The sequence below is a fragment of the Micromonospora sp. NPDC048063 genome (assembly GCF_043202855.1).
In the GTDB taxonomy this organism is placed as follows: Bacteria; Actinomycetota; Actinomycetes; order Mycobacteriales; family Micromonosporaceae; genus Micromonospora.
The window spans coordinates 613433-632432 of the sequence record NZ_JBIDBG010000003.1 but is presented as its reverse complement, the minus strand read 5'-3'; the positions used below and the strand labels follow the sequence as shown (position 1 = coordinate 632432).

Below are 19000 nucleotides of genomic sequence, written 5' to 3'. Positions count from 1 at the left end.
TGGCCCTGAACTGGCGAAAAGTGTTTGCCTGCAAGGTGTTCCGCATTCACTTCAGGCGCGGCGACCGTTCACCGAGGGGCGTCGAGGTGTTAACCCGCCGGGTCTAGCGTCTCGATCCGGTCGACCGGGCAAGGTCGCCGCGGAAACAACCACGACCACGGGAGCACCAATTGAGCGAGTTGAATGGGTCTTCCATTCTGATCACCGGCGGAACCGGTTCCTTCGGGAAGACGTTCCTCCGGCACGTCCTCACCGAGGCCGACCCGGCCCGGGTGGTGGTGTTCTCCCGCGACGAACTCAAGCAGTACGAGCTGCGCCAGCAGCTCGGCGACGACCCACGGCTGCGCTGGTTCATCGGTGACGTCCGGGACCGGCACCGGCTGACCCGCGCGATGCACGGGGTGGACCACGTGGTGCACGCCGCCGCGCTCAAGCAGGTGGACACCGCCGAGTACAACCCGTCGGAGTTCATCGCCACCAACATCACCGGCTCCCAGCACGTCGTGGACGCGGCGATCGAAGCCGGCGTGAAGAAGGTCATCGCGCTCTCCACCGACAAGGCGTCCAGCCCGATCAACCTGTACGGCGCGACGAAGCTGGTCGGCGACAAGCTGTTCGTCTCGGCCAACCACTACGCCGCGCAGCACCCGACCCGGTTCGCGGTCGTCCGCTACGGCAACGTGGTCGGCAGCCGGGGCTCGGTCGTCCCGCTGTTCCGCCGGCTGGCCGCCGAGGGCAAGAGCCTGCCGGTCACCGACAAGCGGATGACCCGGTTCTGGATCACCCTCGACCAGGCGGTCCAGTTCGTCATGGACTCGTTCGACCAGATGCAGGGCGGCGAGCTGTTCGTCCCGCGGATTCCCAGCATGCGCATCCTCGACCTGGTCGAGGCGGTCGCCCCGGAGGCCACCACGCACGAGGTCGGCATCCGCCCCGGCGAGAAGCTGCACGAGGAGATGATCGCGCCGGACGACAGCCGCCGGACCCTGCGCGCGAAGGACCGCTACATCGTGCAGCCGACCATCGCCACCTGGGGCTACCAGCCGCCGGTCGGCTGCGAGCCGGTGCCGGACGGGTTCGCGTACCAGTCGGACAGCAACGACGAGTGGCTCAGCGTGGAGCACCTGCGCGACATGCTCGGCATCGCCGCATGACGGGGCTGCTCCCGTACGGCCGGCAGTCGGTGACCGGGGACGACGTCGCCGCCGTGGTCGCCGCCCTGCGCAGCGACTGGCTCACCACCGGCCCGCAGGTCGACGGGTTCGAGGCCGACCTGGCGGCGTGGACCGGCGGCGCCGGCTGCGCGGCGGTCTCCAACGGCACGGCGGCGCTGCACGTGGCGTACGCGGCGGCCGGGGTCGGTCCCGGCGACGAGGTGGTCGTGCCGCCCATGACGTTCGTGGCGACCGCCAGCAGCGCGGTCGCCCTCGGCGCGAAGATCGTCTTCGCCGACGTCGAGGACGAGACGTTCACCCTCGACCCGGCGGCGGTCGCCGCGGCGACGACCAGCCGGACCCGGGTGGTGTCCGCGGTCGACTACGCCGGCCACCCGGCCGACTACGACGCGCTGCGCGCCGCGACGGCCGGCACGGACGCGCTGCTGCTCGCCGACGCCGCGCACTCGATCGGCGCCACCTACCGGGGGCGGCCGGTCGGCTCGCTGGCGGACCTGACCACGTTCTCGTTCTTCCCGACGAAGAACCTCACCACCGCCGAGGGCGGCGCGGTCGCCGCCACCGACCCGCACCTGCTGAAGCGGGCGCGCCGGTTCCGCAACATCGGCCTGGTCCGGGAGCGTGACGAGCAGCGCTGGCCGGACGAGGGCGGCTGGCACCAGGAGGTGCACGAGTTCGGGCTGAACTACCGGCTGCCCGACGTGCTCTGCGCGCTGGGCCGCAGCCAGTTGCGCCGGCTCGGCGACTTCCTGGCCCGCCGGGCCCGCCTGGTCGCCCGCTACGACGAGGCGCTGGCCGACCTGCCCGGCGTGCTGACCCCGGGCCGGCGGTCCTGGGCCGCCCCGGCGTGGCACCTCTACCCGATCCGGGTGCTCGACGGGCGCCGCCGCGAGGTGTACGACCGGATGCGCGCCGCCGGCATCGGGGTGCAGGTCAACTACATCCCCGTGCACTGGCACCCGGCCTTCGCCGACCTGGGCTACCGGCGCGGGTCCTGCCCGGTGGCCGAGTCGTTCTACGAGCAGCAGCTGTCCCTGCCGCTGTTCCCGGACCTCACCGAGGCCGACCAGCACCGCGTCATCGACGCCCTCGGCACGGCGCTGCGCGCCGCCACGGCGCGTTCCGCCGCCTGAGGGGACCCGATGCACCACGCGAACCACTTCTACGGCCACGCCCACGTGCTGGCCCGCTACGCCGGTCTGGGCGACGGCCATCCGCCCCGGATCAACGGGTACGTCCAGCACGGCTGGAACATCGGCGACGGCCTCGCCCCCGGCCACCCGTACGCCGAGCGGACCCCGAGCCTGCTGTGGTCGGAGCAGACCCGGCGGCGGGCCTGGTCGGTGGGGCGGCGCAACGTGACCGTCATCGGGGCGCCCTTCGCGTACCTGCTGGCCATGCGGCCGGAGGACCCGCCGGAGTCGGAGCGGGAGGGCACCATCTGGTACCCGTTCCACGGCTGGGAGGGTCAGCACGTGCGGGGCGACCACCGGGAGCTGATCGCCCGCATCCGGGACACCGAGCCCGGCCCGGTCACCGTCTGCCTCTACTGGCACGAGTACGGCATGCGCCGCGTGCGCCGGCTCTACGAGAACGCCGGCTTCCGGGTGATCTGCCACGGCTACCGCGGCCACTGGTGGAAGGACACCGACCCGCTCTTCCTCGACAAGCAGCTCACCGAGCTGCGCCGGCACCGGCGGGTGGCGTCGAACCGGCTGACCAGCGCCATCTTCTACGGCATCGCCGCCGGCTGCGAGCCGGCCGTGTACGGCGACCCGATGGTGCTCGCGGACGAGGACCCCACCTTCGGCGGCACCGCCCGGATCCGCCGCCAGTGGCCGGAGCTGCACGGCGAACAGGTGGACCTGCCCACGGCCGTCTCGATCGCCCGCGCCGAGCTGGGCACCGACCACCGCTGCACGCCGGCCGAGCTGCGCGAGCTGCTCGGGTGGGCGAACCTCCAGGAGGAGAAGAGTGACGACTGAGACGGCGCTGCGGATCGCGCTGCCGGGCGGAGAGATGCTGGCCTGGTCCGACCTGCCGGCGGAGCGCCTGGCCGAGGGCGGGCCGCTGGCGGCGCTGGCCGCCCACGTGGTGCCCGCCGGCGCGCGGGTGCTGCTGGCCGGGCCGCACGACCCCGCGCTGCTCGACCGGCTGGCCCACGCCGAGGTGACCTGCCTGCTGCGCAGCCACCCCGACGGGGTCGCCCTCGCCGAGCGCGCCGCGCAGGTCGTGGTGGCCGGCCCGGCCGGGCTGCCGGCGGGCGAGCGGTTCGACGTGGTGATCGCCGGCGCCGGCCTGGACGCGGTCGAGTCGGTGGAGGGGACGCGGCTCGGCTGGGCCGGCGTGCTCGACCGGCTGACGGCGGCGCTGCGCCCCGGCGGCGTGCTGCTGCTGCGCCTGGACAACCCGCTCGGCCTGCACCGGCTCGTCGCCGCCTCTCCCTGGTACGCCGGGCGCGACGACTCCGCCTGGGTGATCGGCGGGGTGCTCGACGCGGACCGCCCGGCCAACCTGGAGCAGTTGCGTGGGCGGCTGAGCGCCCGGGGTCTGCGCGCGGACGCCTGCTTCGCCGCGTACCCGCACCCGACGGCGCCGACCGCGCTGGTCGACACGGGCGCCCTGGCTCGGCGGACCACGTCCGGGTTCCTCGACGCGGCGCTGCACGGCGCGTGTTCCCGCGTCGTCGCCCGGGGCACGGTGCTCCAGGACCCGGCCCGGCTGGCGGTCGACGCGCTGCACGCCGGCCGGGCGGGCGAGCTGGCGCCGGCCTGGCTGGTGCTCGCCCACAAGTCCGACGACCCGGCCGCCGCCGACCCGGCAACCGCGGACCCGGCCGCCGCAGGCCCGGCCGGCGCGGACCCGGCCGCCGTGGACCCGGCCGCCGCAGGCCCGGCGACCGCGGCCCCGGCCGCCCGGGGGCGCGCCGACCTGCCCGTGGCGCTGGTGCAGACCGGGCCGCCCGGGGCCGGCGTGGTCGAGGTGGTCGACGGCCCGGACGGCTGGCGGTGGCGGGCCGCCAGGGCGGAGACCCGGGGCGGGCCGGCGGCGGCGCCGTTCGCCAGCCGGCTGGCCGCGTACCGGGACGCGGGGGCGCTCACCGGGCCGGTGCCGGACGGGCGCCTGCTGCGCACCCTGCTGCTGGACGGCTGCCTGCGGCGGGACACGGACGCGCTGCGCCGGCTCCTGCGCGGGTACGCGCGCTGGCTCGCCGGGCAGGTCGACGCCGACGGCCGGCTCGCCGGCCCGTTCGGGCTGGCCAGCGTGGACAACGTCGTCGTGGCCGGGGACGCCTACGCGGTGCTCGACCCGAGCTGGCGGGCCGCCGAGCCGCTCGCCGTGGACGTGGTGCTCGCCCGGAGCCTGTGGCGCTTCGCCGCCGAGCTGCTCACCGGCGGGTACGCCCACCCGTGGACGTCCACGCTGGACGTGGCGGGCCTGACCGTGGTGCTCGGCGGCGTCGCCGGCCACGACCTGGACCGGCCGACCGTCGCCGCGGCCGTGGAGGCCGAGGCGGCCATCGCCGCCGCCCTGCACGGGCTGGACGCCGACGGGCGCGTCGCCCTCGCCACCGAGCTGCGGGCCGTCGAGCCGACCGACCCGCCGATCGGCAGTCGCAGCTACCAGCAGTTGCGGGAGGCGTGGCTGCGCCAGCGCGAGGAGCTGACCCGGCTGGCCGCGCTGCTCAAGTGGACCGAGGAACTGCTCACCTCGCGGGAGCGGGCGCTGCGCCGCGCCGATGCGACGATCCACCTGCTCAGCGGCTCGCTCAGCTACCGCGTGGGCCGGCTGGCCATCGCCCCGGCGCGGATCGCGAAGCGGGGCGCCCGGGCGGCCAAGCGCCGGGCCCGACAGGCCCTCGCCCCGAAGCCGGAGGAGACGCATTGACATCCTCCCCCGCCTAAAGGCGAGGGATTCCCACCCTCACGGGTTGGGGTTCCTGGTTCACCGCAGACCGCACGGAAGGTTGCCCCTCGTGTCTGACGTCCGCTCCGCAGGCGTTTTGCGTCTCGACCAGCCCGGCCGCGACAGCGATGTTCTGGGCGGCGTTGACGTCCCGGTCATGCCGGGTGCCGCAACCCGGACACGACCAATGCCGTGTGCCGAGGGAAAGCTGGGCGAGCAGGTGCCCGCACACCGAACACGTCTTCGACGACGGAAACCAGCGATCCACGACAGCGAGGGTACGGCCGTCGCGGTGCGCCTTGTAGGCGAGCAAAGTGCGGAACTCAGCCCAACCGGTACGCGAGATGGATCTGGCCAGGCAGCGGTTGCGGACCATGTTCGCCACCGCCAGATCCTCCACCGCGATGGCGGCGAACCGGCGCACCAGGGCGGTCGACTGCTGATGGAGGAAGTCCCGACGGGCGTCGCGCACCCGCGAATGCGCCCGGGCCACCTTCCGTTTAGCTTTGGCGCGGTTGGCGGAGCCCTTCTGCCGGCGGGCCATCATCCGCTGATACCGCTTGAGTCGGCGTTCACGCCGCTCCATGTGTTTCGGGTGCGGGATGCGCTCGCCGGTGGACAACACCGCGAAGTCGCTCAGGCCGAGGTCCACACCCACCACCTCGCCCGTCGGTTCGGGTGCGGTGGGTGTCTCGACGTCGACGGCGAAGGTCACGAACCAGCGGCCGTCCGGGTCACGCGACACCGTCACCATCGTCGGATCCAGCCCCGCCACGTCCACGTCCGGCCACGACCACACGAACCGCAGCGCACCGGGCGTCTTTCCCAGCGTCAGGTTCCCGCCACGCATGCGGAACGCCGACCGAGTGTAGGAGGCGGACTGACGGCCGTGCCGGGACTTGTAGCGCGGGTACCGGGCTCGTTTCTGGAAGAAGGCGGTCATGGCGGTGTGCTGGTGGCGCACGGTCTGCTGCAACGGCACCGACGACACCTCACCCAGAAACGCCAGATCGGGCTGCTTCTTCATCTCCGTCAACGCCCGATCCGTCTCCGCGTACGAGGTGGATCTGCCCTCAGCGTGGTAACGAGCATGGCGGGCCGCGAGGGTGCGGTTCCAGACGACACGTACACACCCGAACGTGCGGTTCAGCACCGCCGCCTGCTCCAGGGTCGGGTACGCCCGACACCTGTACGCCGTCCGCACACGACCAGTCATACCAGAAAGGACGGACATGGTTGACAACGCGTCGGCCGTTCCTCCCCGCCCTGAAGGACGGGGCATCCTGGCGGTGATCCGGTGAGCGACGCACCGGCCGCCGGCACCCCGGCGGCGCCCGGCCCCACCGGCACCGCCTCCCCGTCGACGGCGGGCGAGACCGGGGCCGGCCCGCGGATCGTGGGCGTCGTGCAGGCCCGGATGGGCTCGTCCCGGCTGCCCGGCAAGGTGCTCCGGCCGCTCGCCGGGCGCAGCGTCCTCGGTCGGGTGGTGCGGGCCGCGCGGGAGAGCGCCGTCCTCGCCGACCTGGTGGTCGCCACCAGCACCGAGCCCGCCGACGACGCGGTGGTGGCCGAGTGCGACCGGCTGGGCGTGGCGTGGCACCGGGGCCCCGTAGACGACGTGCTCACCCGCTTCGTCGGCGCGCTGGACGCCCACCCCGGCGACGCGGTGATGCGCTTCACCGCCGACTGCCCGCTGCTCGACCCCGAGATCATCACGCTGGTCGCGGCGGTCTGGCGCGCGGTGCCCGGGCTCGACTACGCCAGCACGTCCATCGCCCGCACCCTCCCCCGGGGCCTGGACGTCGAGATCGTCCGGGCGGACACGCTGCGGACGCTGGACCGACTCGCCACCGACCACCACCGGGTGCACGTGACCTCGTACGCGTACTCTCGCCCGGAGCTGTTCCGGGTGCTCGGGGTGACGCTCACCCCGGACCGCTCGGACCTGCGGCTCACGCTCGACACCGAGGCCGACTGGACCCTGGTGCGGGCGGTGACCGACCATTTCGGGGACGTCAGCGTGCCGCTGGCCAAGCTCGCCGACTGGCTCGACGGGCAACCGGCGCTGCGCGCCGTCAACGCCGGCGTACGACAGAAGCGGCTGGAGGAGTCCTGAGCACCGTACGCGTCGGACTGCGCTGCGACGCCGGGCCGCGGCGCGGCGTCGGGCACCTGGTCCGCTGCCTCGCCCTCGGCGAGGAGTTCCTCGCCCGGGGGGCCTCGGTCGAGGTGTTCGGCACCGTCGAACGGGTCGGCTGGGCGGGCGCCCAACTGGCCGCCCGCGGCATCCCGCTGCACCCCGGCCCGGAGACCCCGCAGGAGTTGGTGGCGACCGCGCGCCGGCACGCGCTGGACGTCATGGTGCTCGACTCCTACGAACTGGACCCGGCCGGCGCGGGCGCGTTGCGCGCGGCGGGCGTGCTGACCCTGGCCGTCGTCGACGGCGACACCCGGGGGCAGGACGCCGACCTCTACCTGGACCAGAACTTCGGCGCGGCGACCGTCGCGCCGGCCGGGCGGCTGCTCGCCGGCACCGCGTACGCCCTGCTGCGGGACTCGGTCGTGGCCGCCCGGCCGCCGGCGCCCCGGCCCGCGACGGCGGTGGGGCGGCCCCGGGTGCTGGCGTTCTTCGGCGGCACCGACGCGGTCGGCGCGGCCCCGGTGCTGACCCGGGTGCTGCTCGCCACCGGGCACCCGATGGACCTCACCGTCGTGGTCGGCCGGCCCGAGGTGGAGGCGGAACTGGCGGCGGTGCCGCCGGGGCGGGGGCAGTCGCTGCGCCCGGTGCCGCCCACCGACGAGTTGCCCGCGCTGATCGGCGCGGCGGACCTGGTGGTGAGCGCGGCCGGCACGTCGACGTGGGAGCTGTGCTGCCTCGGCGCGCCGTCCGCGCTGGTCTGCGTGGTGGACAACCAGCGGGAGTCGTACCAGCGGGTGGTCGCGCACGGTCTCGTCGCCGGCCTCGGCGAGCTGCCCGAGCTGGCCGCCGCCGGGGTGCCGGGGCGGGCGGCGCGGGCCGCCGCCGCCCGGACCCTCACCGGGCTGCTCGCCTCCCCGGAGCGCCGCGCCGCACTCTCCGCCCGCGCCTGGTCCACCGTGGACGGCCTGGGCCGGGGCCGGGTGGCCGACGCGGTGCTGGCTTCCCTCGCCGCCACGCCGGCCTGATCCCGGAGGGGAGCCGCCGGCACTGCTGGGGTCAGACGAGGCGTTGGATGCGCACCCTGGGCTGCTCATTCCTCAGGTGGCCCAGCTTGTGCTGGCGGACCTGCTCGTCCCAGACCTCCTGGTCGTAGTCCGGGTCCGGCGGGATCCACCTGTGCGAGCCATCGCTGTAGTGGAACTTCTCGTCGCCGGGCCGCAGGATGCTCACCGGACCCAGCCGAGGAAGCGTCGGTGCAGGGTGCCGGCCGGAGCCCAGGTCAGATCCTCGGCGGCGCGGACGAACTGCGCACCCATGTACAGCGCCAGTGACATCGGTGCGTCCGCGAACTCCGCCTGTAGCTCCTGACGGCGGGTCCGGCAGGGCCAGGGCGCGCCGCACCCACCGCAGCTCCAGATCGGCAACACCGGGCCGTGGGTGGTCATCGTGGACCACCGAGCAGGGGTACGTAGTGCGCCCGCTTCTGAATCCACTGCTGTCGCTCTGGACAGGGGTGGAGCCGGCCGCACCGGCACAGGCCCAGCCCTACCTCGTCGTGATGGGTGAGGATCACGTCGGCGGCGTCGACCTGGGCCTGGGCGTACTCGATGAGGGCCTTCGAGCCGTGAGTGGCGCCCATCGTCACCCCGCCATGCGTCTGTGGTGGCGGGTGATGGTCTTCCCGCGACGGACGGGACGAGCGCCACAGCAGTCGTGGCGTGGCTCGATCGGCGGGCTTTCGGCGTCGAGGAACATGTCCGCGACGATCCCGCCGGCCGTGGCTCGGCAGCCATGTCAGCCGGCCATGTCACGGTGACATGAGCGGGCTCGACCTGCACGGACAGCGGCCCTAGGCTCCGGGCTGAGCACCATGGGTAGTCACGTGACGACGCTGGGGGCGCTGTGCTGCGCGATCACCTTCGGATTCCCGACGATCTCTGGTCGCACCAGGACATGCGCGCCGCATTGCAAGCCCGCGACATCGGCACCCTGTTCCGGCTGCTCGCCCGGCACACCGGGGCGAGCCAGACCCGCATCGGCGCCGCCGTCGGCCTCGAACAGGGCTACGTCAGCCGGATCATCGCCGGGCGGAAGGTGACCTCCATCGACGTGCTGGAGCGAATCGCCGACGGTTGCGGCATGCCCGACGAGGCCCGGATGACGCTCGGCCTCGCGCCCCGCCGACGTGCATGGCACCGGGACATGGCCGCCCGCCCCGACAGCCGGCAGAGTGACGTGCCGGTCAACCGGTCCTGGCGCGAGGACGTCCGCGCCGCCGTACAGCTATGGGAAGGCGACGTGAACCGTCGAGACATGCTCCGTCAGGCAGTGTTCAGCTCCGCCGGCTACACCCTGCCGGCCCTGCGCTGGTTCACCGCCCCCACCCCACAACCCGTCGCACAGGAAGGCCGCCGAACGGTCGGTCAACCCGACATCGACACCATCCGGGAGATGGCCACCACCTACCGGCGACTCGACAACCAGTACGGCGGCGGCCACGCCCGCGACACCGTTGCCCGCTACCTCACCCACGAGGTCACGCCCCTGGTGACCGAGGGCCGTTACGACCCGGCGACCGGCCGCAGGCTGCTCGCCGCCGTCGCCGAGCTGACCCAGCTCGCCGGCTGGCAGGCGTACGACATGGCCGAACACGGCATCGCCCAGCGCTACCTCACCCACGCCCTCGACCTTGCCCGCGCAGCCGACGACGCCGGCCTGGGTGCCGAGATCCTCGCCGCGATGAGTCACCAAGCCACCTACCTCGGCCACACCAGCACCGGCGTCGACCTCGCCCGGGCCGCCCGACAGACGGCACACCGCGCCGGCCTCACCGTGCTGACCGCCGAGGCACTGGTCATGGAAGCCCACGCCCACGCCGCAGCCCGCGACGAACGCGCCTGCGCCACCGCACTGCACCAGACAGAACAAGCCCTCGACCGAGCCGACCGCAGCAGCGACCCACAATGGCTCGGCTACTTCGACGAGGCGTACCTGTCCGCCAAGTTCGGCCACTGCTTCCACGCCCTCGGTCAGCACCACCAGGCCGAACGCTTCGCCGCCCGATCCCTGCAAATGGACGAACGCTACGTACGCGGCAAAGCCTTCAACCTCGCCCTTCTCGCCACCATCCACGCCCGCCACGGCGAGCCCGAACGCGCCGGCGCCATCGGAGCCGAAGCCCTCACCCTGACCTCGCAACTACGGTCAGCCCGGGCCATCCGCTACCTACGCGACCTGCAAGCCCAGCTCACGGCGCACCGCCGCCGGCCAGCCGTACGACACTTCATCACCCGCATCGACGCGGCCCTCGGCCAACGCCGCTGACTACAGCTCGCGCCGGGCCTTTCGCGCGACCAGCTCCAACACCGCGATCACCGTGCCGGCGCCCACGATCTCACCCCGCGACACCAGATCCCGCGCCTCCTCCAACGGAATCCACGCCACCCGCTCGGCCTCGTTGACATCCACGGGAGCGCCGATGTGCTCCGCGCCTCGGGCAAGGAACAGCAGGTTCTCCGCGTCCGCGGTCGCCACCCACGGCTGGAACGACAGCAACGGTTCCACGGCAGCCGGACGCCAACCGGTCTCCTCCTCGACCTCCCGGACCGCGCACTCCGCCGGCTGCTCCTCGTCATCGACGTAGCCACCGGGCAGCTCCCACACCCACCGGTCGAACACGAACCGATGCCGCCGCATCAGCAACAGACGCTCCTGCTCGTCGAGCACGGCGACCATCGCCGACCGGGGCGCCCGGATCACGTACTGCTCGAACCTGACACCGTCCGGCAGTTCCACCTCAGCGATGCTCAACCGCGCCCGCCGGCTGCCGTCCACAACCCGCTCGCCATGAATCGTCCACCTGGTCAACTCGGTAACCTGCTCCTCCGCCACCCGACCAGTATCCGGTTCTGTGCAGGTTGTCTGGCCGTCGTCCGTCCGGGTCCCGGCCTCGGGGCATTGACCGCACCTGTCCGACGTAGGTCTCCTCTTCCGGGCCAGTTGCTGTCAGCCCTGCTGTCGTCGCCTCGGGGAATCTGTCTGACTCGGCAAGCCCTGCGACCAGGCGAGCAGCCGGCGGACCACAGCCAGGCTCAGCCCCTCGGCAGGGTCGATGTCGACAAGGAGGGTGGGTGCCGCACGGGCTTCGGCCCATGCCCGCGCCTCCGTCGTCAGCGCGTCATCAATCCAGGCCACCGGACGTGAGCCGACGTACGCGGCCACGGCGGGCACCTTCTCGCGCGGTTCGAACGGGCCCGACGGAAGGCTGATGACCGGCAGTTGCGGAAGACGCAGTACCGGCGCGAGGAGCCGATTCGCTTCCGCCCCCCACCCGGTGGCCCACACCATCTCGAACCGTTCGCCCAGCTCTCGGAGCCAATCCGCGTGAGCTGGGCACAGCCGTACCGGAGCCTCCCCCGGAAAGAACTGGAACTCCTGGTAGCTGACCGGGCACTGGTCTCCCGCGAACGGATTCAGGACACCGTCGACGTCGAGCAGAAGCAACGGGAGGTCGCGCGCCACGGTCCTCAGGATAGGGAGTCGGGCGTGCCGGTCAGCCTCAAGCGGTGCCGGAAAAGCGGTGCCGTCAGGGCAGCAGTTCGAGGGTGACCCGGGAGCGCAGCTCCGGGCGCTCGGCCAGGAGCCGCTCGACTACGGCGGCAGCCTCCGGTCCGGTGGCGAGGAAGCGGATCGGCCGCCGTTCCTGCTCGACCAGGGCCGCCGAGCGGGCCGGCTCGGACAGGGGCAGGTTGTAGAACGCGGGCGCGGAGGCGCCGTGGGTGCCCTGGAGGGTGGCGAGGAAGAGCGTCTCCAGGTAGCCCTCCCGCCGGTGCTCGCTGACCACGACCGTGACCTCCCCGGCGCGGACCGGCGCGTGGGCCAGCGCGCGTACGGTCACGTCGGCCTGCCTCGGCCGGTCCAGCAGGCCGGACCACCAGGCCGCCGCCCAGGTGGTGCTGCGGGCGCCGAACGGCTGGGCGAAGATCCCGCCGCCGCGCGCCAGGCCGGCCGCCCCGGCCGTCGCCGCCACCAGCGACAACGCGATGAGCGACCGGGCGACCGGGCCGGACCGGCCGGGGTGCCGCCGCGCGCGCCACGGGGCCGGCCGCAGCAGGAACACCGCGCCCACCCCGACGAAGAGGACCACCAGCAGCAGGTGCAGGGTCTTGCCGTAGTAGTAGCGCGGGTCGGTGCCCTGCAGCGTGAACCAGAGGTAGAAGCCGGCCGCGAAGGCCAGCGCCGCGGCCAGGGCGCCCGCGTACCTGCGCCACACCGGCAGCCGCAGGCCGCCGGCGAGCAGCCCCGCGGCGACCACGCCGGTCAGCGCCAGGTAGGCGTCGTAGCGCGGGAAGACGCCGCCGCCGGTGGCGGCGTTGTCGACCTGGTCGGTGAAGAGCAGGCCCGCCGCGCTCGGCAGCGGCGTGAGCACGGCCGTGGCCAGGGCCACCGCGCCGGCCAGCCAGGGCCGCCGGCGCACCGCTCGCCGGTGCCGGACCAGCCAGGCCAGCACCAGCGCCCCGACCACCGGCAGGAACATCAGGTACGCGAACCCGACCCCGACGCAGAGCGCCCCGAGCAGGCAGAGCTGGGTGCCGGTGCGGGCCACCGGGCGGCACACCAGCGCGACCAGGATCGCGGTCAGCGCCAGGCCGAGGCTCTCCCCCGGGTAGCCGTACACCACGAAGCGGGCCAGCTCCGAGCCCAGGGCGAGCGCGGTGACCGCGCCGGCCAGGGCGGCGGCGCGCAGCGGGTCGAGCAGTCGGCCGGCGATCCGCGCGGCGGCCCAGAGCACCGCGAGCACCAGCAGGGCGTACGCGGCCAGCGACCAGCCGAGGTAGTGGTCCAGGGTGCTCGTCGCCGAGCCGGGCGCGGTCGAGGAACGCAGGAAGCCGTCCAGCAGCGCGGCCGTCACGTGGAAGCCCTGTGGGTACCAGACCATCGCCTCGGGCGCGATCCGGGCCGCGCCGTCCGGGTCGCTGAACAGGTAGCCGCCGACCGCCCGGATGCCCTCCACGGCGGCCAGGTGCCGGCTGTTGTCCTCGCCCGTCATCGCGTACGCGAGCCGGCCGGCCAGGCCGTCGGCGCGCAGGTAGGGCCAGGCCAGGGCCAGGGTCGCCAGCGCCGCCGCGACGACCGGCGCCGCGTCGGCCGACGCCGGGCGGGGCAGGCGCGGCCGGACCCCGGTGACCAGGGCGAGGCCGAGCAGCGCGGTCAGCGCCGTGCCCGCCACCGGGACCGGGTGCAGGCCCCACGGCCAGACCGAGAAGAGCAGGGCGGCGGCGCAGAGCGCCCCGAGCAGCAGCGCCGTCGCCAGCACCAGCCGGTCCAGCAGGGTGCGCCCGACCCGCAGCAGCGCGGCCGTCAGCACGAGCACGAGCGGCGGGAGCACGGCGGCCACGCCCAGCGCGTACGCCAGCACCGGGACGACCCAGGCGGCGGCGAGCCAACCGACGACGGCTGCGGCTCGGCGGGCCGGGCGGACCGGGATCGCCTGCGGCGGGGCCGCCGGGCGCGGCGCCACCGGCACGCGGGTGGAACTGCTCTGCACTGGTCGTCTCCTCGGCGCGCGGCCCGCCCGGGCCCGGACGGAGCCGCCTCACGGTAGGGGCGGCCCGCCGACGCCGGGCGACGCCGACGTGTGCGCCAGGTGACGGGCGGGCGACGAGATCCCCCGCGTCGTACACCTGTGCCAACCGGGCCGGTACGCTGGGCGGATGACCGGGGCCGCCTACCAGCCGTCGATGCTGGACCTGACCGACGCGGGGCCGTCGCTGGGTCCGCTGGCCGGCCGGCTGCGCCGGCACCCGCTCACCCGGGGCGCGTGGGTCGACCACCTCCCCGGCTGGGTCGCCGGCTCCGACCAGGTCTTCGACACGCTGCTGCGGGACGTGCCGTGGCGGGCCGAGCGCCGCACGATGTACGACGCCGAGGTCGACGTGCCGCGGCTGCTGTGCTGGTATTCCGGCCACCGGCCGCTGCCGCACCCGCTGCTCACGCAGGCGCGTGCCGCGCTCACCCGGCACTACGCCCCCGAGCTGGGCGAGCCCTTCGTCACCGCCGGCATGTGCCTCTACCGCTCCGGCCGGGACAGCGTCGCCTGGCACGGCGACACCCAGGGCCGCTCCGCGCACACCGACACGATGGTCGCCATCGTCTCGTTCGGCTCGCCGCGCACGCTGCTGCTGCGGCCCCGGGGCGGCGGCGACAGCCTGCGCTTTCCGCTCGGGCACGGCGACCTCGTGGTGATGGGCGGCTCCTGCCAGCGCACCTGGGAGCACGCGGTGCCGAAGACCGCCCGCCCCGTCGGGCCCCGGGTCAGCGTGCAGTTCCGACCCGCCGGCGTCGCCTGAGCCGCCCTCGGGTCCGGGTCGGTGCACCCACCGTCACCGGTCACCGTGCTAGCTTGACCATTCAATCACTCTCCGCTGTCTCCTGGAGCTTTTCGTGCTCGTTGGACGCCCGGCCGCACGGCGGGTCGGCGCTCGTTCCCTCCCCGCACTGCTGCGTCGCCACGTCGGGCTCGTCGTCGTGCTCGCCGCCGGCCTCGCGCTGCGGATCACGACGATGGCGGCGTACCCGCCCGCGCTGTGGTTCCAGGGCGACTCCGGCACGTACCTCCGGCTCTCCGCACAGTGGCCGGACATGCCGGCCCGGTGGACGTACCCGTGGCTGCTCAGGGCCTTCGAGTGGACCGGCACCGTCGCCTCCGTGGTGGCCGTCCAGCACCTCGCCGGGCTCGCCCTGGGCATCGCGGCCTACCTGCTGCTGCGCCGCCTGGGCGTCGGCCCCTGGCCGGCCACGCTCGCCGCGACGCCGATCCTGCTCGACGCCACCCAGCTCACGCTGGAGCAGTACCTGCTCACCGAGACGCTGTTCACCACCGCGCTGGCCGTCGCGGCGCTGCTGCTGGTCCGCCGGGAACGCCCCGGGACGCTCGCCGCCCTGGGCGCGGGCGTCGCCGTCGCGCTGGGCATGGCGACCCGACCCACCGGCGTGGTCGCCCTCGGCGCCCTGCTGCTGTTCCTCCTCGTGCCGTGGCGCGGCTGGCGGGCGCCCGCCGCGTACCTGCTCGGCATCGTCGTGTTCTTCGGTGCCGCCTTCGCCGGCATCGGCACCGTCAAGGGCGCGCTGGGGCTGGAGGGCGGGAAGTTCCTCTACGGACGGACCGCGCAGATCGCCGACTGCGACCGGCTGGAACTGCGGCCGGGGCTGCGCAAGCTCTGCCCGACGCAGCCGCTGGACCAGCGCCCCGCCCGGCCCGACTGGTTCATCTGGAACCGGGACAGCCCCATCCGCGACGCCGAACGCCCGGAGGACCTCGACGAGTTCGCCCGGGAGGTGCTCCGCCAGCAGCCCAGCGACTACCTGGCCGCCGTGGCGTCGGACACCGCGCGCTACTTCTGGCCGACCCCCCTCGCGCCGACCGAGTCGTGCCTGGCCAACTGGTGGCGACCGCAGCCCGCGCCGACCGACTGGGCGGCCGACCACGACTGCGTGCCGCGCACCGCCAGCCCCGGCTACGAGTGGAAACCGGCGCCGTCGCGGGACGTCGAGCCGAACGCGGCCAGCCGCTTCCTGCACGGCTACGGCCGTTACGGCGTCACCCCGCCGCCGGTCCTGGCCGCCATGGTGCTGATCGCGCTGGCCGGGGCGGTGTGGCCGCGCCGGGGCCGGCTGCGGCTGAGCCTGATCGCCCTGTTGTACGCCGGCATCGGCCTCGGGATCATGGTCTTCTCGGTGGCAACGTCGATGTTCGACCACCGCTACGGCCTGCCGGCCCTGGCGTTCCTCCCGATCGCCGCCGCTCTCGGCTGGCAGCGGCTGCGCTCGACACCCCGCCCGACGGATCGGTCCGCGCCGGCCGACGGCGATCCGGTCGGACGCCCGCCGGCCGACGGCGATCCGGTCGGGCTCATCTCGGCTGATGGCGAGCCGGACCGGCTCGCGCCCACCACGGCAGAAAGCAACGGGGAGCATGACGAACGAACCGGAGATCGAGGTCACGGTGCTGCTGCCGTGCCTCAACGAGGCTGAGACGCTGGAGGTCTGCGTCCGCAAGGCGCTGCGCTCGCTGCGGGAGTGTGGGGTCGTCGGGGAGGTGCTGGTCTCCGACAACGGCTCCACCGACGGGTCGCAGGAGATCGCCGAGCGGGCCGGCGCCCGGGTGGTGCACGCCCCGATCCGCGGCTACGGCGGCGCCCTGCTCAACGGCATCGACCAGGCGCGCGGCCGGTACGTCATCATGGCCGACGCCGACGACTCGTACGCGCTGGCCGACCTCGGCCCGTTCGTCGAGGCGCTGCGCGCCGGTCACGACGTGGTGATGGGCAACCGGTTCCGGGGCGGCATCGCACCGGGCGCCATGCCGCCCCTGCACCGCTACCTGGGCAACCCGGTCCTGAGCTGGCTCGGCCGGCGGCTGTTCGGGCTGCGCGAGGTCCGGGACTTCCACTGCGGCATGCGCGGCTTCAACGCCGAGCGGATCCGCGCGCTCGGGCTGTGCATGCCGGGCATGGAGTTCGCCTCCGAGCTGGTGGTGCGCGCCGCGCTGGCCGGGTACGACATCGTCGAGGTGCCGACCACGCTGTCGCCGGACGGCCGGTCCCGCCCGCCGCACCTGCGGACCTGGCGGGACGGCTGGCGGCACCTGCGGTTCCTGCTGGTGTTCGCGCCGCGCAAGACCCTCGTCCGGCCGGGCGCCGCGCTGACCGCGCTCGGGCTGGCCGGCGTGGGGGCGCTCACCCCGGGCCCGCTGACCCTCGGCCCGGTCCGCCTCGACGTCAGCACGCTCGTGTACGCCTGCCTGATGGTGCTCGTCGGGGTGCAGCTCGTGCTCTTCGGTGGCCTCGCCGAGATCTACGGCCGGCAGGAGAGGCTCGTCCCGCAGCGCGCGTCCGACCGCTGGATCCGTCTGCTGCGGCTGGAGACCAGCGTCACCGTCGGCCTGCTGCTGCTCGTCGCCGGCGTCGCCGGCACCGTGGGGGCGGTCGCCTACTGGGGGCTGGACGGGTTCGGCGACCTGAACCCGCACGACACGCTGCGGGTGGTGCTCCCCTCGGCCACCGCGATCGCGCTCGGCGTGGTCGTGCTCTTCTCCGGCCTGGTGGGCAGCCTGCTCACGCTCCGCCCCACGCATCCGGCACCGGCGATCGTCCGCCAGTCCGGCCCCGACCACGACCGGATCCTCACCGGCAGCTGACTCCCGTCCCGGTCCCCCGTCCGCCGATCTTGCACCTCCTGCCCGGACAAAAACGCCATCGCCCGCCTGACAGGGCATCAGGTGCGGGACCGACCGTGCCTGGTGCCCGGGGTGGCGGGCGGGGCGGGGCGGCGCTCTGCTAGAAACGACTCCTGGGTTTCGTCAGCGCCCCCGTCACCTCTTGACGACGCGAAGGGCGACCCATGACCAAGTCCTCCACCGAGCCGCGCTCCCGCTGGTCCGCCTGGGCGGTCCACGGCGACGGCCGGTCCGTCCGCCCCGGCGACGTGGTCCACCCCGACGAACGGCTGTCCTGGCCACGCACGCTCGGCGTCGGCGTGCAGCACGTCGTGGCCATGTTCGGCGCCACCTTCACGGTGCCGCTGATCACCGGTTTTCCGCCGGCCACCACCCTCTTCTTCTCCGGGCTCGGCACGCTGCTGTTCCTGCTGATCACCGGCAACCGGCTGCCCTCGTACCTCGGCTCGTCGTTCGCCTTCATCGCGCCGGTGCTGGCCGCGAAGGCCGGCGGGGACATCGGCCCGGCGCTGGGCGGCATCGTCGTGGCCGGCGTCGCGCTGGCCGGCGTCGGGCTGGTCGTGCAGCTCGCCGGGTCGCGCTGGATCGACGCGCTGATGCCGCCGGTCGTCACCGGGGCGATCGTCGCGCTGATCGGCCTGAACCTCGCCCCGGTCGCGTGGGACGGCGGCGGCAGCGGCACCGGGGTGAAGGCGCAGCCGCTGATCGCGGTGGTGACCCTGGCCGCGATCCTGCTCGCCACGGTCGCCTTCCGGGGCTTCCTGGCCCGACTGTCCATCCTGCTGGGTGTGCTGGTCGGCTGGCTGCTCGCCGCGGCGCTCGGCGACCTGGACCCGAAGGCGGTCGACGGGCTGCGGGACGCCGCGTGGGTCGGCCTGCCGGAGTTCCACGCGCCGAGCTTCAGCCTGCGCGCGGTGGTGCTGGTGATCCCGGTGATCCTGGTGCTGATCGCCGAGAACGCCGGCCACGTCAAGGCGGTCGCCGCGATGACCGGCCGCAACCTGGACCGGGACATGGGCCGGGCGTTCCTGGGCGACGGGCTGGCCACCGTGCTCGCCGGCTCCGCCGGCGGCTCCGGCACCACCACGTACGCGGAGAACATCGGCGTGATGGCCGCGACCCGGGTCTACTCCACCGCCGCGTACTGGGTGGCCGGCGTGGCGGCGGTGTTGCTGGGGCTCAGCCCGAAGTTCGGCGCGCTGATCCTCACCGTGCCGGCCGGCGTGCTCGGCGGCGCCACCACCGCCCTCTACGGCCTCATCGCGATCCTCGGCGCCCGGATCTGGATCGAGAACCGGGTGGACTTCCACGACCCGGTGAACCTGATGACGGCGGCGGTCGCCGTGATCGTCGGCGCCGCCAACTACACCCTCACCGCCGGCGACCTCTCCTTCAACGGCATCGCCCTGGGCACCGCCGCCGCCCTGGTCGTCCACCACGGCATGCGCCTGGTGGCCCGCCTCCGCGGCACCACCCCCACCCCCCGCCAAACCCCCGAACCCGAACTCTGACCCCGGCCGGAGCCCGAACCCCGGCCCGAAG

General features: G+C 74.1%; 17 protein-coding genes. 11 read left to right on the top strand and 6 right to left on the bottom strand.

Annotation, left to right across the window (positions count from 1 at the left end; genetic code table 11):
- The first annotated feature begins 170 nt into the window (after positions 1–170).
- Genes pseB through ACGFZ2_RS11280 form a run of 4 tightly spaced genes read left to right on the top strand, consistent with a single transcriptional unit; the run spans position 171 to position 5063 of the window.
- Complete coding sequence (gene pseB, locus ACGFZ2_RS11295; RefSeq protein WP_350706545.1) at positions 171–1154, top strand: UDP-N-acetylglucosamine 4,6-dehydratase (inverting); 984 nt, start codon at positions 171–173, stop codon at positions 1152–1154.
- A complete protein-coding gene (locus ACGFZ2_RS11290; protein WP_393452387.1) occupies positions 1151–2308 on the top strand; it encodes a DegT/DnrJ/EryC1/StrS family aminotransferase in 1158 nt (385 codons plus the stop codon). The genes pseB and ACGFZ2_RS11290 overlap by 4 nt, the downstream gene beginning before the upstream one ends.
- Positions 2309–2317: 9 nt before the next feature.
- Positions 2318–3160, top strand: a complete 843-nt coding sequence (locus ACGFZ2_RS11285; protein WP_350685080.1) for a hypothetical protein — start codon at positions 2318–2320, stop codon at positions 3158–3160.
- Entirely contained in the window at positions 3150–5063 is a 1914-nt protein-coding gene (locus ACGFZ2_RS11280; RefSeq protein ID WP_393452384.1) for a class I SAM-dependent methyltransferase, read from the top strand. Before ACGFZ2_RS11285 ends, ACGFZ2_RS11280 begins: the two co-directional genes overlap by 11 nt.
- Positions 5064–5076: 13 nt before the next feature.
- Here the strand turns inward: ACGFZ2_RS11280 and ACGFZ2_RS11275 are convergent, their stop codons facing one another.
- Positions 5077–6297, bottom strand: a complete 1221-nt coding sequence (locus ACGFZ2_RS11275; RefSeq protein WP_393452587.1) for an RNA-guided endonuclease InsQ/TnpB family protein — start codon at positions 6295–6297, stop codon at positions 5077–5079.
- 177 nt (positions 6298–6474) lie between these two features.
- Here ACGFZ2_RS11275 and ACGFZ2_RS11270 point away from each other — a divergent pair, with 177 nt between their 5' ends.
- Together ACGFZ2_RS11270 and ACGFZ2_RS11265 are read left to right on the top strand one after the other, a co-directional pair.
- On the top strand, positions 6475–7197 hold the full coding sequence (locus ACGFZ2_RS11270) for a cytidylyltransferase domain-containing protein (protein WP_393267766.1): 723 nt from the start codon (positions 6475–6477) through the stop codon (positions 7195–7197).
- Positions 7194–8246: a PseG/SpsG family protein gene (locus ACGFZ2_RS11265; RefSeq protein ID WP_393267769.1), complete on the top strand. Its 1053-nt coding sequence runs from the start codon at positions 7194–7196 to the stop codon at positions 8244–8246. Before ACGFZ2_RS11270 ends, ACGFZ2_RS11265 begins: the two co-directional genes overlap by 4 nt.
- 31 nt (positions 8247–8277) lie before the next feature.
- On the opposite strand, the gene ACGFZ2_RS11260 is transcribed toward ACGFZ2_RS11265, so the two are convergent.
- Together ACGFZ2_RS11260 and ACGFZ2_RS11255 are read right to left on the bottom strand one after the other, a co-directional pair.
- Positions 8278–8451: a hypothetical protein gene (locus ACGFZ2_RS11260; protein ID WP_393267629.1), complete on the bottom strand. Its 174-nt coding sequence runs from the start codon at positions 8449–8451 to the stop codon at positions 8278–8280.
- 211 nt (positions 8452–8662) lie between these two features.
- Entirely contained in the window at positions 8663–8860 is a 198-nt protein-coding gene (locus ACGFZ2_RS11255; protein WP_393267631.1) for a hypothetical protein, read from the bottom strand.
- Positions 8861–9123: 263 nt separating this feature from the next.
- Between ACGFZ2_RS11255 and ACGFZ2_RS11250 the strand changes: the two genes are divergently transcribed.
- The gene (locus ACGFZ2_RS11250) at positions 9124–10545 is read left to right on the top strand and encodes a helix-turn-helix domain-containing protein (RefSeq protein WP_393267633.1); all 1422 of its coding nucleotides are present in this window, start codon (positions 9124–9126) and stop codon (positions 10543–10545) included.
- On the opposite strand, the gene ACGFZ2_RS11245 is transcribed toward ACGFZ2_RS11250, so the two are convergent.
- The 3 genes from ACGFZ2_RS11245 to ACGFZ2_RS11235 form a co-directional block, all read right to left on the bottom strand.
- On the bottom strand, positions 10546–11112 hold the full coding sequence (locus ACGFZ2_RS11245) for an NUDIX hydrolase (RefSeq protein WP_393267636.1): 567 nt from the start codon (positions 11110–11112) through the stop codon (positions 10546–10548).
- Positions 11113–11226: 114 nt separating this feature from the next.
- The gene (locus tag ACGFZ2_RS11240; protein WP_393267639.1) at positions 11227–11742 is read right to left on the bottom strand and encodes an HAD domain-containing protein; all 516 of its coding nucleotides are present in this window, start codon (positions 11740–11742) and stop codon (positions 11227–11229) included.
- A gap of 64 nt (positions 11743–11806) precedes the next feature.
- Positions 11807–13768, bottom strand: a complete 1962-nt coding sequence (locus tag ACGFZ2_RS11235; RefSeq protein WP_393452381.1) for a hypothetical protein — start codon at positions 13766–13768, stop codon at positions 11807–11809.
- Positions 13769–13934: 166 nt separating this feature from the next.
- Here ACGFZ2_RS11235 and ACGFZ2_RS11230 point away from each other — a divergent pair, with 166 nt between their 5' ends.
- From ACGFZ2_RS11230 to ACGFZ2_RS11215, 4 genes are all read left to right on the top strand, one after another.
- Positions 13935–14570: an alpha-ketoglutarate-dependent dioxygenase AlkB gene (locus tag ACGFZ2_RS11230; RefSeq protein ID WP_393452378.1), complete on the top strand. Its 636-nt coding sequence runs from the start codon at positions 13935–13937 to the stop codon at positions 14568–14570.
- Between the two features lie 94 nt (positions 14571–14664).
- Positions 14665–16254: a glycosyltransferase family 39 protein gene (locus tag ACGFZ2_RS11225; protein WP_393452375.1), complete on the top strand. Its 1590-nt coding sequence runs from the start codon at positions 14665–14667 to the stop codon at positions 16252–16254.
- Positions 16196–17419, top strand: a complete 1224-nt coding sequence (locus ACGFZ2_RS11220) for a glycosyltransferase family 2 protein (RefSeq protein WP_393452372.1) — start codon at positions 16196–16198, stop codon at positions 17417–17419. The genes ACGFZ2_RS11225 and ACGFZ2_RS11220 overlap by 59 nt, the downstream gene beginning before the upstream one ends.
- A gap of 203 nt (positions 17420–17622) precedes the next feature.
- A complete protein-coding gene (locus tag ACGFZ2_RS11215) occupies positions 17623–18969 on the top strand; it encodes a uracil-xanthine permease family protein (RefSeq protein ID WP_393452369.1) in 1347 nt (448 codons plus the stop codon).
- The last annotated feature ends 31 nt before the right edge of the window (positions 18970–19000 follow it).

Excerpts from the sequence above, each read along its gene's own strand:
- ACGFZ2_RS11230 (WP_393452378.1), top strand. The coding sequence starts at position 13,935 with ATGACCGGGGCCGCCTACCAGCCGTCGATGCTGGACCTGACCGACGCG.
- ACGFZ2_RS11285 (WP_350685080.1), top strand. The coding sequence starts at position 2,318 with ATGCACCACGCGAACCACTTCTACGGCCACGCCCACGTGCTGGCCCGC.
- ACGFZ2_RS11275 (WP_393452587.1), bottom strand. The coding sequence starts at position 6,297 with ATGACTGGTCGTGTGCGGACGGCGTACAGGTGTCGGGCGTACCCGACC.
- ACGFZ2_RS11220 (WP_393452372.1), top strand. The coding sequence starts at position 16,196 with ATGACGAACGAACCGGAGATCGAGGTCACGGTGCTGCTGCCGTGCCTC.
- ACGFZ2_RS11290 (WP_393452387.1), top strand. The coding sequence starts at position 1,151 with ATGACGGGGCTGCTCCCGTACGGCCGGCAGTCGGTGACCGGGGACGAC.
- ACGFZ2_RS11255 (WP_393267631.1), bottom strand. The coding sequence starts at position 8,860 with ATGGGCGCCACTCACGGCTCGAAGGCCCTCATCGAGTACGCCCAGGCC.
- ACGFZ2_RS11215 (WP_393452369.1), top strand. The coding sequence starts at position 17,623 with ATGACCAAGTCCTCCACCGAGCCGCGCTCCCGCTGGTCCGCCTGGGCG.